Origin of the sequence: Pedobacter sp. Bi27 (assembly GCF_918698255.1) — a bacterium.
Lineage (GTDB): Bacteria > Bacteroidota > Bacteroidia > Sphingobacteriales > Sphingobacteriaceae > Pedobacter.
On the sequence record NZ_CAKKMW010000008.1, the window covers coordinates 154148 to 166819 of the forward strand.

Here is a 12672-nt window from a genome sequence, read left to right on the forward strand (position 1 = left end):
GGGTCCGTCATCTCGACTGAAACGCAGTGGAATGGAGAGATCTATCGAAATAGATTTCTCGGCTTCGTTGCACTTCGCTCGAATGACGATCGCCCGACCCCTAAAATATATGTAGATTATTGTCAGACTTTTTGGTTAACACTGTATAGGCATTGGCAAACTGTTCTTGCTTTTTCTTCCCGAACAAGTTACCTAATGTTTTTTTGATTCGGTATTCTAACTCGATTTTTAAGTTTTTAGAAAAAGTTTTAGGTGCTTTTCTATTGATAAACTCATTAAACTTTACCGTTTCTGGTGCAGTCATAGAAACTTTATCTTCTAGAATTTCTAAACCTTCGCTCTGCAGCAAGAACCTCAAGGAAGTTGGGGTGTACATGTTAATGTGCCCATAATCCAGAAAATGTTTCATTCTTTGGTCTACACCAAAGCGATAATCTTTAGGTACTTCAACTACAATATATTTTGCTACCCTTTTCAATTCACGGATCAGGATCCTTTCGTGTTCTACGTGTTCTAAAACGTGCGCAAGAATAATCAGATCAAATGCATCATCTTCGTAAGGGATTTTATACCCATCAAAAGTTTGTGCTTCTTTTAAACTAGCGAGGTTACGGTCTTTTATAATGTCGACACCACTTTGTGCAATTTCTAAAGCATACAGTTCTGGTGCGAAGTTCCATTCATTTAAAAAATGTAAAATACTACCATCTCCGGCGCCAACTTCGAGCACTTTTTTAGGCTTTAACCCTTTGCAAACATCAACAATGTTCTGTGCTTTATATTTTGCGCCAAGCATTCTCCATGCTACATCGCTATTGGTATAAAAATTATCGTAGGCCGTTTTTACTTCTTCGCTTAACATGATGCTTACTGCTTTAAATACCTAAACAATTATCCTGTTTATAAAAAACTGAGGTTGCTTTTTCGTAAAAAAGGCCTGGTGAAATCCCACTGAAGCTGATTTCTTTGAACCCCCAGGCCTTTAAAAGCACACGGGCAGGATGATATACTTCACGTTCACTGTCATCCAAAACTAATACTCCGCTTTCTGATAGTGCATCAACGCTATACTTACAACAGTTTACACGGTCGCGACCATCAACTATAATAATGTCGAATTTTTTATCGAGCAAGGTTGCTTTTTTGGCATACTCCCCGTCTTTTTCCAAATGGCAGAATATCATCTCAGCATTGGCCGGACTTGTATTTTTTACTTTATCAAACCAGCCTTTATCATGCTCCACAGAAGTTACCGAGCCAGCTCTTTCGGCATAAAAAATAGTAGAGCTGCCAGAGCCATATTCGAAAATATGCTGTGTTTTGTTTATGCGTTCTTTAATAAAATCGATAAACGAATAGGTTACCCATGGCAATGCTTTTCCTTGCCCGTCTACGGCCTGTTTTTTATCAAAAGCCGTAAACCAGCCAATGCTATTCAGGTAGCCTTTATGTCCGTATGATAATAATGCCTTAAGCCTGCTTGGCTTTGCAATTAATGTGGTTAATGCTTTAAGAGTACTCAACGTTTAAATATTTTTTGAAATGCGGTGACCAAAAATAATGATTTTAACATCATTATACCTTGTTGACGAAGTTTAGGGATAAATAGTATAAAAAAGGCTGAAACAAAGTATGCTATTACTGTAGCTATTGCTGTACCCATCATTCCCATTCTTGGGATAAGGATAATGTTTAAAATGATGTTTACAACCGCCCCTATTCCTGTTCGGATAAAAGTTAGGCGGCCAAAATTTTCTGCTATTAAATACTGTCCGCTTGCTACACCAAGAAATATGAAAGCAGAACCCCAAACATGGACAGACAAAACAGGTGCGGCATCTGCAAATTCTGGGTTAAAATAACTATAAATGAGCGGGGAGGCAAAAGTTATAAAAATGGCAAAACTTAAGCTTAACCAAACCATTAAATCATATAAATTCTGAAGTCTCTTCTGATAACGTTCCTTATCATCTCTCCTCGCATTTAAAATTGCAGGAAAGAGTGATGAAACGATAGCAACAGGGACGAAGTTTAAGGCCTCGCTAAAGTTGACCACGGTTGCATAAGCACCTGCTTCGGCTGTCCCTTTGGTGCCTAAAATCTGTTTAAGCATAATCTGATCAATTTTCATATAAACTGAAACCATTATGCCGGAAATGATCAGTGGCCATGAAAGCGAGAAGAGTTTTTTAGCCAATGTTTTTTCAAATCTCCACTTCAGGATACTTCTATTTTTTCTGCTATAAGTAATAATATAGCCAATGGAAAGTAAAATGGTATCAAAAAGAAAAGCAAAAAAGAAATAGCTGATTGGCGAATGAGTATAGATTAAAATAATTTTTATTGCAGCAGAAACTAGATTCCCAATAATCTGCACCTGCATAATGTATTTGGATTTTACTTCTGATTGGAAATAAGAATCAATTACAGTAAAAGACTGAAATACACCGACAAACGAAAGCAATAATATGAATTGATATTGGATGTCCTCAAGTGGATAAATGAGCCATGCAAGTGAAATTAAAGGAATGCACATAAAACCTGCAAAAGCTTTCAACCCAAATGCTGTGCCTAAGATCTGATCCCTTTTCTGCGGAAACTGGTGAAGTTCTTTTACAATAAACTGATCTAAGCCGAGGCCCGCCAATGCTGCGAATAAAAAAACATAAGCGATTGATGTAGTGAGAATACCATTACCATACGACAGCAAATAGTTTGCAACCGCGATATTTGTTAGCATTTTTATTCCTAAACTGCCAACTTTCCCGATCAAAAGCATTCCTGTATTTTTAAAATACTTTATTAGTGCTTCTTGGTCAAAACCTTTTATGGCGGGTAATTTCATTAACGCAAAGATGTAAAAAAATGTGCGTTAAGTTAGGTGCTGAAAATTCAAAATATTAAGTACACCATATATCTACTATTATTTCCCTTCACTTTTTGTCTCCAGCGCCTTTGTTTCGGTTGTTTTGGTTTCAGGTGTTGATACAGGAACACTATTTGCCACCGGGGCAGGTTTGCTGTTTAAAGGTGCACCTACAGCAATATCGCAGCGATGGTTGGGCTGGCCGTGAGGTGGGTTCAAACCCTTTCCTGTTTTTATTGCTACAGTTTGTTTCACTACAGCAGGCTGTGTGGTGACTACTTGTGTTGGTTTACTATCCAGCGGTGCCCCAATAGCTATGTCACATCTATGACCAGGCTCTCCGTGTTTAGGATTAAGTTTTTTACCTGATGTATTTACTATAGGTGGCACCGGAACAGTTACCGGTTGTGGAGTAGCGCTTTTTTGTGGTTGAACGGCGGCTGTTTGGTGTAATGGTGCGCCAACTGCTAAAGCACAGGTATGGCCGGCATCGCCATGTGGCGGATTGAAAATTAGGTTAGTTTTGGCACTTTGCGCTGCGGGCTGCGCAGTATTGCTTTTTTGAAGTCCTTGTATTCCCGTAGGTGTTGGGATAACTGCTTGAGTAGTTTCTTTCTTTTCGCTATTGCATGCACAAAGAACAGCAATGGCTAACAGGTAAAAAGCGTTTTTCATGGGACTGAGATTAATTTACTCAAATATGGCGAAATTAATTTACGTCTAAAAGCTCTTTTCTATTCTTTCTAGCTGCTTGAGGTGATGTTTTAAATGAATTTCGATAAACCTTAGCCATTGTTTGGCATTTAGATAACCTAATCGTGGGTGTTTTGTTTTACAATTGGCTTTTGCATGGGCAATTACAGGATAATTATCATCAAGACCTTTTTCAAACTCTAAAATAAAATCGAGGGCTTCTGTTTTGCTGATTTTTTTAACACGCTCGGCCAGTCTTTTCGGAACTTTATACTGCTTTGCCGGTGGTAAAGTGCCTAAAACCAAAATCAGTTTTACAATAAAATGTGTGGGTTTGTTTTCGCCTTTACCACTTGCTGCACGTTCGAGCGCAATTAACGAGAGCAGGCTTGAATCGAAAATATGCGAATATACTTCGCTGTAACTCCATCCGGAAATGGGTGGCGTGGTTTGAAAAATATCCTCAGAATAGTGAGATAATTTCGATTTATAGGCATCGACAATTTTATTTATCGATGCCTTTATTTTTGCAGCCGTCATTTAATAAAGATAAGCTGAATTACTGTTTCTCCAAATATTTTAAGAAGTCGTCCTTGTTAGATGGGAAAACAAAAATATCGGATAAGGTAAAATAGTTCTGCGGATCGGCAACGTTTTTGTAAAGGTTCCGGGCTACCTTCAAACGCTCATCATCAAAGGAGAAAGATTTTAAGAGTACCCTTACCTGAGCACTCAGTAAGGACGAATTTTTGCTCACCACATTTATCATCCTCAACCTGCCATCATCAAAACTTTCCCTTCTATATTGTGTTAAAAAAGCCTGAAAAGCTTCATCAGATAACAATCTATAGTTCAACTCGGGCAATGCCGGTGGAGGTGGAATAATGCCAGTATCGTAATCTCTCGTATAACCATCAAAATCGTTTAGCGCGTACTGGCTATTCCGATAGATCGTTAGCTGTTTTAAGGTAATTAGTCGCTTATCCTCCAAACTTAAAACAAGCCGTTGTTGTGGGATAACCCTTATTCTCTGTTTCAGGATTACAGTATTGCCCTGAATAATGGATAGCATTGGTGTGGTATTGTATACATCGTAAAAACGGAACCTGCCATTGGCCGATCCAACTAGTTCTTCATCTAAATATACATTATACTTGCCTGGGCTAACGATTTGTAAGAATACTTCGGCTGCACTGTGGTAGTTTTGAGCGAAACTTAGGGTAGCAAAAAGCATTGCCAATCCTAAAAAGATGGTTCTCTTCATTTAAATTAAGGTTTTCATTTGTGTGTGTTTAAGCTAATGCCAAACGAATGCCAAAACCAAACAAAAAAGAGGTAAAACTAAAAAAGTTTCAATAATTCTTCGAGATGCGCAATTTCTTTCTGCACATCACCAGGTTTTTCTTTCTGTAAAGGGTTGAAAAATATAGCCTCCATACCAAAATTCAAAGCCCCATAAATATCAGCTTCCAGACTATCGCCAATCATGATACTTTCTTCTTTTAAAGCCTTTGCTTTATCCAATGCATATTCGAAAATAATAGGGTTAGGTTTGTTTACGCCCACATCTTCTGAGATAATTACGTTTTCGAAATAAGGATTAAGATTAGAGAGGTTCATTTTGGTTAAGGTTGTTTCCTTAAAGCCATTAGAAATAATATGTAGGGTATATTTTTGCTGTAGGTAGCCCAAAACATTTTCTGCCCCATCGAACAAATTGGTTTTGGTGGGTGAGATACTTACATAATCGTCCTCAAATTGATGAGGTACCGCATCAGGGTGAATACCTAATTGAATGAATGTTTTGTTAAACCTTTCCGATCTTAAAAAATCTTTGGTAATTTTTCCCAAATGGTAATCGGCCCAGAGCTGATGGTTGTTTTCGGTATATGTTGTAATAAAGTCGGCACACGATTTTAAGCCAAGCTCCTCTAGTTTATAGGTTTGGAAGAGCTCATTTAATGTTTCTTCGGCATTACGGTCAAAATCCCAAATGGTGTGGTCAAGGTCGAAGAAAATGTGCTTTTTCATGAGTATATATATTAGCTGCAACGGTGATGAAGCTATCAGATTTTTCTAATCCCTACGTGATTTGAAAAATCATGATGGTTTCATGAGTAATGATTTTCACAAAGGTAGCCTAATGATTTTTGATTTATAAATAATCCGCAACTTTTGCATCTAGCTCTTCAATAAGTTCTTCATCCATATACTGATAATCATCTGGGATATGAAGCGTAATAATTTCCTTATCGTAGGTTTCTTCAGGGAAACGTTCAGTAATTCTTTGCTTATGCTTTTTCTCCATCACAAAGATGAGATCGGCCCAGATGATTAGTTTTTCATTAACTTTAATCCTGGCGGATGGCGCTGTTCCTGCTGATCTTACCTGATGATCGGGATGGCTTTTATAGATATTTTCGGCAGTGGCACTACGCCATTTATTTCTGCTACATATAAAAAGGATGTTCACTGGCTCTGGACTTAAGACTAAGGACTTTGGACTAAAAACTAAACCTTCTCTCCGTAGGCCAGATCGCCTGCATCCCCAAGTCCGGGAACGATATAAGATTTACTGGTCATTTCTTCGTCGATTGCCCCCAGCCAAAGTTTTGCTTTGGGCAGATTAGCGCGTACATGTGCAATACCTTCTGTACTGGCAATTGCGGCAACGATATGGAGTTCTGCAATTTTGTAGCGGTTAATCAGTTCTTTACAGCACATCACCATGCTTTGTCCGGTTGCCAACATCGGATCGGCCATAATCAAAACTTTTCCTTCTAAATCCGGGGTAGAAATATAATCCATCTGGATTACAAAATCGCCGCTCTTCTTTACTTTTCGGTAAGCAGAAATAAAACAGCATTCGGCTTTGTCGAAGATGTTGAGCAAACCTTGTTGAAGTGGCAACCCGGCTCGGAGTATAGTAGCTAAAACGGGCTGTTGAGTTAAAACCTCACAGGACGATACACCCAAAGGAGTTACGATTTCTTGAATGGTATATGCTAATGATTTGCTGATTTCGTAGGCAAAAAACTCACCAAGCCTTTCCATGTTTTTGCGGAAACGCATCGAATCTTTCTGAATGTTCTCATCCCGAAGTTCGGCAATAAAGGTATTGGCGATAGATTTTGTCTTGCTTACATCAAAAATCATGGTAATGTTTCCGGTATCTTATAGGTTTATTCCTTGGGACGTTTAATTACTAAAATTAGCAATTTTAAGCCGGATAAGTTAAATTAAAATCAATTTCCGGCATAATCGAGCATTTCTTTAAAGAGCGATTTTAGTTTTTTGTATTTTGCATTTGAAGACAGACTTTTTAGGCTCCAACTGCTATAAAAGGTGCCGTTTACCACCTTTACTGCACCTATATATTGGTGTATTGTTTTAGTGGCTGCCTCATGTGTTAAAAACTGAAGAATATAATCGGTGAGGCAGTAAGAATTAACGATTAAAGGAGTTACTTTTTCGAGTTGAAGATCATACCAGTTAAATGGCGTACAGGTTCCGGCCCTAAAGCCTGGTACATTACTATAACCCATAGAATAATCTGACGTAATACCGGAAGTAAGAATATTTAGATAACAAATAGGGAATTTTAATACTTCTAACTGCTGACTACTTACAGGTGAAGGGTTTGGGTTGATTTTTTTGAGCTTAACAAGTCCTTCTTTAATCTCGAGCATTTTTTGCTTGTCGCTGGCACAAGGTCTTAATAGTCCAACTGATTGATTGCTAAGTATTTTTGAAACGCCATTTATCCTAATGTAATTTATCGGCACGTCAGGAAAATCGACAAAATAAAGAGGATTACTTTTTTTTGAAGAAAATAGCTGGTTTACCTCATCTAAAACCTGCTCATTATTAATCCCTACCCCTGTTAACCTATCAAATTTCGAGCTCAGGTAATTGTTATCTTTTTTAAAGATGGCACTGAAAATAAATTTGGTCCTATTTAATAATCCCTCGGGTAGGTTGGGCAAAATATTGAGGTGAACGGTTGGCTGGTGCTGAAAATTCTTTTCGTGGAACTTAAAATGTGGATGCTTTTTTTTGATCAGACTTTTAATGATCAATGCCCATTCATCAATAATCGGTTTATCTAAAATCTTCCATTTATGCTGATGGCTTTTTGATGGCCTAAATTCTTCTTCATTTTTTTTGGGATAAAAATATTCCTCATACCGGCTTAATATAAAAAATGAGGCAGCAAAAACATCAAATGGCAAGGCAGATTGTGCAACCGGAAAAGGGGCCTGATATTCGCCAAAAGGAATAGTTTTTGGCTTAAATTCTTCTAATTTATTGGAGAAGAGTAAAGTGGTACGCTTAAAAAAAAGTTCCTCACCCAATGGCTCTTCGCCATAACTGATTTTGACATGCTCGCTCTGTAGAAAATATTGGCTATTGCCTGTAAATTCCAATTCTGTTTTAAGAATATCTTTAAAAATAAAGTTAAAGATATATTTTATCCGAGGCGTTAATATATTGGAGAAGATGATTAGATGCATAACTTATTTTAACAACACGGTATTTAAAAAAAGATTACAAGAAATATTTCTCAGCAGATATTAACTTAAATAATACTGCCTTCTAAAATTAACGGTAATTTAACATTGAGCCGTAATTTAATACAAAAATTACAATTAAAAGTTTGCTGTGAACTTTTTTTCAGGGTAAAGGATTTTTGTGCTTTTACGGTTAGGGCCTTTTACAATATGTACAATGCTCATCTGATCATCAAACATATCATATAAAATTGTGTTGCTCACCTCAACCGATTTTACGGACGGAATTTTCTCTACCTCAAGATAAATATTAGTAGCTTCATGATCGATCTCAAATCCGATGTAGTTCATTGAAGCCGCTTTGCCATTGGCTTTTAGCTGTAAATGAGAAAGCAGATATTTTTTCACCAACTCATCCATTGCTTTCTTCATATTCGGATTGCTCAGATCGGTTTTCTGTTTGTATAATCTGGCTAAAATTGCCTCAAAGTCGTCAGAAAAGATTTTACAGCTTACTTCTAAGGTTTTGTCCTTGGCATTAAAGTTTACTTCAGTTGTGCTTACATGCAAAGGGTGTTTTATTCCTGCTCCAACAGAAAAAAAAGCAAAAAATAAAAGCAAAAAACTATATTTTAATTTATGCATCAACATATTAAATCCTTTCTTAGAGGGGCAAAGTTAACACATAATCTTCTACTTGTTAAATGTAATTAAGGTGTTATGCCCACATTGTTCTAAATGTAAGTTCCTGAAATTTAAGCGGGCAAATATTTTACTTAGTTTCTTATGGGATGGATGAACATGTGTAAGCTTAATATTAAAATTTTCATTGAGCCAATAGCTCATTTTAATGGCCAATTTTCTAAAACCCGATTCTTTTGCAAGTTCCTGCTGAAGAAATTTCTCATTGTTAACCACAATAAAACCGTAGCCGTTTTCTCCAATCAAGTTGTAGATACATTTTGCAAAACGGTAATCGTTAATGCAATAATACCAGCATATGCGGTTAAAAATAATATCGAACTTACCATGGGCTTCTTCTAAATAGCCCAATGAAAAATTTACTGTTATGTTTTGGTCGCTAGCTTTTGTTCTTGCTATTGTTAAATAATTCTGGCTGATATCGTGCCAGGTAACTTTCGCGCCCCTTTTGGCAAATTCGATACTATATTGTCCCGGACCGGCCCCCAGATCAAGTAAAGTTTTGTTTTCGAAACTGCCTAAGTGACTTTTTATAATATCTATAATTTTACTGTCTATTTTTTTGTATTCGTTTGCAGCATATTGTTCTGCAAAAGCTTTTGGAACAGGATCGAAACCTTTTCCTGGTTTTTGTAAGTGATATTTAAGCCAAAGCATAATGTTGAATAGAAGACTAATAGTTATAAGTACCAAGGTACCGTATTGGCTATGTATATTAAACAACAGTTTTGTTTACAACTGTAAACCCAGTTGTTTGCGATAAAACTTCGAAAAAAAGCACTAAATCACTTAAAGAATAGTAACAAATTTGGTATTTAGGCTTTTGTTTACAAGATATTTGGGGTTTTTGTAATTAAAAATATAATTTTAGCTATTGTAAACTATTTCATTCTCAATAGTTAGCTTATTATTCATGCCGTTACAAGATTTTATCTTTTATTTTAAATTGGGTTGGGCGCATATCATCAGTGCCGATGCTTTAGACCACCAGCTGTTTATTTTGGCACTGGTTGCTATTTACAGTTATATCAATTTAAAACAGGTGCTCATATTGGTTACGGCTTTTACCATTGGCCATTCCTTTACCTTACTTTTAAGCGTATTGGATATTATCCGGTTTGATAGCAAGTGGGTAGAATTTTTAATTCCCTGTACCATTGTAATTACCGCAATCAGCAATTTGTTTAGAAAGAATTTCTCCTTAAAATCGATTAAGATCAATTATTTTTTGGCACTTGGTTTTGGTCTTATTCATGGAATGGGCTTTGCAAACTCCATCCGGATAATGCTGGCCAAAGATCAGAATATTGGCTGGGGCCTATTTGGTTTTAATGTAGGCTTGGAAGCCGGACAGGTTTTTATGGTGATCATCATTCTTTTAATTACCTTTTTAATTTTTAATTATACCCGCATAAAGCGTATGAACTGGGTTTTATTTATATCAGCAGCCGTATTTAGCCTGGCTTTAAAAATGGCTTTAGAACGAATTCCTTTTTAATAAACCATATCATGAATAAACTATTTACTTTAACCGGCCTGTTATTCTTTTCTGGTAGCCTGGCTATGGCCCAAAATACGCAGAATAACCCAGGGAGTAACCATGGGAATAAGTTTGAGCAGTTGGGCACCATTTTACCAACACCTAATGAACAACGTACAGCCAGCGGAGCGCCTGGTGTTAAATACTGGCAGCAACGTGCCGATTATAACATCAAATGCGAGCTGGATGAAAAAAATCTGTTGTTAACCGGATCTGAAACGATCACTTACACCAATAATTCTCCTGATCCACTAACTTATATCTGGTTGCAGCTTGATGAAAATGAGCATAGCACGGATCGCAATGCGAATTACCAGGATGCGACTAAAATGCCTGCAACAGGAAATACTAAAAATTTAGATCAGTTAAGCGCAACAGGAAACAACGGTTATGGAATAAATATTACCAAATTAACCGATGCAACCGGTAAAAACTTGCCCTATACGGTTAATAAAACCATGATGAGGATAGATTTGCCTGTAGCGTTGAGAAGTGGACAAAAACTTATCTTCAATATTGATTGGAACTATAAAATTTCTGACCGGATGAGTGTTGGCGGCCGTGGAGGGTATGAGTTTTTCCCAACCGATGGAAACTACCTGTTTACCATGACCCAGTGGTACCCACGCTTATGTGTATATAGCGATTTTCAGGGATGGCAGAACCATCAGTTTACAGGCAGAGGTGAGTTTGCCTTAACCTTTGGCGATTTTAAAGTTCAGATGACTGTGCCGGCTGATCACCTGGTAGGTTCAACGGGAGAGTGTATCAATTATAGCGCTGTTTTAAATCCAACTCAATTAAGTAGGTATAATGCTGCTAAAACTGCTGCTGCGCCTGTAGAAATACAAACTTTGGCTGAAGCTAAACTGGCAGAAACCAAAAAATCTACAGCAAAAAAAACTTGGGTTTTTAATGCGAACAATGTCCGCGATTTTGCCTGGACATCTTCACGTAAGTTTATCTGGGATGCCATGCCTCAAAAAATTCAGGCCAATAACAATACCGTAATGTGTATGAGTTTTTATGGGAAAGAAGCATATAACCTATACAGTAAGTTTTCTACCCGTGCAGTAGCACATACCATTAAAACCTATTCAGATTTTACTATCCCTTATCCTTACCCTGTTGCACAAAGTATCGAAGCTGCAAATGGAATGGAATATCCAATGATCTGTTTTAACTATGGCCGTACAGATACTGACGGAACATACAGCGAAAGCACTAAAAATGGGATGTTAGGTGTAATTATTCACGAGGTTGGACACAACTTCTTCCCAATGATTGTAAATAGTGATGAACGCCAATGGACCTGGATGGATGAAGGACTAAATTCTTTTGTTGAATATTTAACAGAAGAGCTTTGGGACAACAAATTTCCAAGTAAAAAAGGACCGGCATATACCATTGTTGATTACATGAAACTACCAAAGGATGAACTGGAGCCAATTATGACCAACTCTGAAAACATTACCCGTTTCGGTCCGAATGCGTATTCGAAACCTGCTACCGGTTTAAATATCCTTCGCGAAACCATCATGGGACGGGAACTTTTCGATTATGCATTTAAAGAATATTCGAGAAGATGGGCTTTTAAACATCCTGAACCTGCAGATCTTTTCCGTACCATGGAAGATGCCAGCGGCGAAGATTTAGATTGGTTTTGGAGAGGTTGGTTTTATGGAACCGATCCATGCGATATATCTTTAGATAGCGTGAAATTTGCAAAAGCCGATTTCCCTAAAGATTTACCAGAAGCCAAATCGAAAATGGTTAAAATTGATAAGCCTGCCGTTAATGCTTTTGAAGATATTTCGAAAACCAGAAACCGTGAGGATAAGAAAATTAATTTTTATATAGATAAAACTCCTGCAGCACAAGATTTCTACTATAAATACGATAGAGGAATGGTTACTATTGATACCACTGTTGCTACTAAAACAGAAACCGCCGCAGCACTAGAAGCTGTTCCTTCAGCAGAGCAGGACAAATATGGTAACAAATTTCTTTACGAACTGAGCTTTAGCAATAAAGGAGGCTTGGTAATGCCTATCATTGTTGAGTTTACTTATAAAGATGGAACAAAAGAAATAGACCGTATTCCAGCTCAGATCTGGAGGCATAATGAATTGAAAACAGCTAAATTTTATGTTAAAAATAAAGAAGTAGCCTCTATTTTAGTGGATCCATTACGCGAAACTGCAGATATTGATACCTCAAACAATACCTGGGGCGGCAGAGCAAAAGAAAGCAAATTTAAAGTATATAAAACCAAAGCTGGCGGAGCAGTAAGAGGCCAATCGGTTGGTAAAAACCCAATGCAGGCCGCAGCGGGTAAATAGTAATACTAACCTTCATGC

At 37.3% G+C, this 12672-nt stretch carries 14 protein-coding genes; 2 read left to right on the plus strand and 12 right to left on the minus strand.

Annotation, left to right across the window (positions count from 1 at the left end; genetic code table 11):
- Positions 1 to 100: 100 nt before the first annotated feature.
- From LQ227_RS22550 to LQ227_RS22605, 12 genes are all read right to left on the minus strand, one after another.
- Entirely contained in the window at positions 101 to 862 is a 762-nt protein-coding gene (locus LQ227_RS22550) for a class I SAM-dependent methyltransferase (RefSeq protein WP_230151211.1), read from the minus strand.
- Positions 863 to 875: 13 nt separating this feature from the next.
- Positions 876 to 1523 (minus strand): class I SAM-dependent methyltransferase, encoded by a 648-nt coding sequence (locus tag LQ227_RS22555; RefSeq protein ID WP_230143355.1) that lies wholly within the window; start codon positions 1521 to 1523, stop codon positions 876 to 878.
- A complete protein-coding gene (locus LQ227_RS22560; RefSeq protein WP_230143356.1) occupies positions 1520 to 2845 on the minus strand; it encodes a flippase in 1326 nt (441 codons plus the stop codon). Before LQ227_RS22560 ends, LQ227_RS22555 begins: the two co-directional genes overlap by 4 nt.
- A gap of 78 nt (positions 2846 to 2923) precedes the next feature.
- Positions 2924 to 3541 (minus strand): hypothetical protein, encoded by a 618-nt coding sequence (locus LQ227_RS22565; protein ID WP_230143357.1) that lies wholly within the window; start codon positions 3539 to 3541, stop codon positions 2924 to 2926.
- Between the two features lie 45 nt (positions 3542 to 3586).
- Positions 3587 to 4099, minus strand: a complete 513-nt coding sequence (locus LQ227_RS22570) for a DUF1569 domain-containing protein (RefSeq protein ID WP_230143359.1) — start codon at positions 4097 to 4099, stop codon at positions 3587 to 3589.
- 19 nt (positions 4100 to 4118) lie between these two features.
- A complete protein-coding gene (locus LQ227_RS22575; protein ID WP_230143361.1) occupies positions 4119 to 4823 on the minus strand; it encodes a DUF4476 domain-containing protein in 705 nt (234 codons plus the stop codon).
- Between the two features lie 77 nt (positions 4824 to 4900).
- On the minus strand, positions 4901 to 5590 hold the full coding sequence (locus tag LQ227_RS22580; RefSeq protein WP_230143363.1) for a YjjG family noncanonical pyrimidine nucleotidase: 690 nt from the start codon (positions 5588 to 5590) through the stop codon (positions 4901 to 4903).
- A gap of 124 nt (positions 5591 to 5714) precedes the next feature.
- A complete protein-coding gene (locus LQ227_RS22585) occupies positions 5715 to 6032 on the minus strand; it encodes a low molecular weight protein tyrosine phosphatase family protein (RefSeq protein WP_230151212.1) in 318 nt (105 codons plus the stop codon).
- Between the two features lie 38 nt (positions 6033 to 6070).
- Positions 6071 to 6715, minus strand: a complete 645-nt coding sequence (gene upp, locus LQ227_RS22590) for a uracil phosphoribosyltransferase (RefSeq protein ID WP_230151214.1) — start codon at positions 6713 to 6715, stop codon at positions 6071 to 6073.
- 89 nt (positions 6716 to 6804) lie between these two features.
- Complete coding sequence (locus tag LQ227_RS22595; RefSeq protein ID WP_230151217.1) at positions 6805 to 8073, minus strand: hypothetical protein; 1269 nt, start codon at positions 8071 to 8073, stop codon at positions 6805 to 6807.
- Between the two features lie 135 nt (positions 8074 to 8208).
- A complete protein-coding gene (locus LQ227_RS22600; protein ID WP_230146646.1) occupies positions 8209 to 8691 on the minus strand; it encodes a DUF6702 family protein in 483 nt (160 codons plus the stop codon).
- Positions 8692 to 8763: 72 nt separating this feature from the next.
- Positions 8764 to 9429: a class I SAM-dependent methyltransferase gene (locus tag LQ227_RS22605; RefSeq protein WP_230143371.1), complete on the minus strand. Its 666-nt coding sequence runs from the start codon at positions 9427 to 9429 to the stop codon at positions 8764 to 8766.
- A 256-nt stretch (positions 9430 to 9685) separates the two neighbouring features.
- Between LQ227_RS22605 and LQ227_RS22610 the strand changes: the two genes are divergently transcribed.
- Positions 9686 to 10270: a HupE/UreJ family protein gene (locus LQ227_RS22610; protein WP_230143373.1), complete on the plus strand. Its 585-nt coding sequence runs from the start codon at positions 9686 to 9688 to the stop codon at positions 10268 to 10270.
- Positions 10271 to 10281: 11 nt separating this feature from the next.
- The gene (locus LQ227_RS22615; protein ID WP_230143375.1) at positions 10282 to 12654 is read left to right on the plus strand and encodes a M1 family metallopeptidase; all 2373 of its coding nucleotides are present in this window, start codon (positions 10282 to 10284) and stop codon (positions 12652 to 12654) included.
- Positions 12655 to 12672 lie beyond the last annotated feature (18 nt).

What these genes read in the sequence shown, in the direction of transcription:
- LQ227_RS22550 (WP_230151211.1), bottom strand. Translation starts at nt 862, where the DNA reads ATGTTAAGCGAAGAAGTAAAAACGGCCTACGATAATTTTTATACCAAT.
- LQ227_RS22560 (WP_230143356.1), bottom strand. Translation starts at nt 2,845, where the DNA reads ATGAAATTACCCGCCATAAAAGGTTTTGACCAAGAAGCACTAATAAAG.
- LQ227_RS22565 (WP_230143357.1), bottom strand. Translation starts at nt 3,541, where the DNA reads ATGAAAAACGCTTTTTACCTGTTAGCCATTGCTGTTCTTTGTGCATGC.
- LQ227_RS22570 (WP_230143359.1), bottom strand. Translation starts at nt 4,099, where the DNA reads ATGACGGCTGCAAAAATAAAGGCATCGATAAATAAAATTGTCGATGCC.
- LQ227_RS22575 (WP_230143361.1), bottom strand. Translation starts at nt 4,823, where the DNA reads ATGAAGAGAACCATCTTTTTAGGATTGGCAATGCTTTTTGCTACCCTA.
- LQ227_RS22580 (WP_230143363.1), bottom strand. Translation starts at nt 5,590, where the DNA reads ATGAAAAAGCACATTTTCTTCGACCTTGACCACACCATTTGGGATTTT.
- upp (WP_230151214.1), bottom strand. Translation starts at nt 6,715, where the DNA reads ATGATTTTTGATGTAAGCAAGACAAAATCTATCGCCAATACCTTTATT.
- LQ227_RS22595 (WP_230151217.1), bottom strand. Translation starts at nt 8,073, where the DNA reads ATGCATCTAATCATCTTCTCCAATATATTAACGCCTCGGATAAAATAT.
- LQ227_RS22605 (WP_230143371.1), bottom strand. Translation starts at nt 9,429, where the DNA reads ATGCTTTGGCTTAAATATCACTTACAAAAACCAGGAAAAGGTTTCGAT.
- LQ227_RS22610 (WP_230143373.1), top strand. Translation starts at nt 9,686, where the DNA reads ATGCCGTTACAAGATTTTATCTTTTATTTTAAATTGGGTTGGGCGCAT.
- LQ227_RS22615 (WP_230143375.1), top strand. Translation starts at nt 10,282, where the DNA reads ATGAATAAACTATTTACTTTAACCGGCCTGTTATTCTTTTCTGGTAGC.